This window comes from Vogesella lacus (genome assembly GCF_979366295.1).
The window spans coordinates 1-255 of the sequence record NZ_CEETQT010000054.1 but is presented as its reverse complement, the minus strand read 5'-3'; the positions used below and the strand labels follow the sequence as shown (position 1 = coordinate 255).

Genomic DNA, 255 nt, shown 5'->3' with positions numbered 1-255 from the left:
GCTGACGACAGCGCAAGCCGGTGTGCTGAGTGCGACGCAGGTAGCGGCGCTGACGACGACACAGCTGGCGGCAATGGAAGTGGCGGACATCAGCAAGCTGTCGACGGCAGCGATTGCAGGTCTGACGACAAGCCAGGCATCGAACCTGACGACAGGTCAGATTGCGGCGCTGACGACCACGCAGATTGCGGCACTGGAGACAGCGGATCTGGCGGCGCTGACGACCACGCAAGTGGTGGCCTTGACGACAGCCCA

Annotated in this window: 1 protein-coding gene; it reads left to right on the top strand. The window is 63.9% G+C overall.

Annotated elements, in window-relative coordinates; all coding sequences use genetic code 11:
• On the top strand, positions 1-255 hold a 255-nt coding region (locus ACZ9W6_RS17695), incomplete at both ends, for a hypothetical protein (protein ID WP_465192497.1).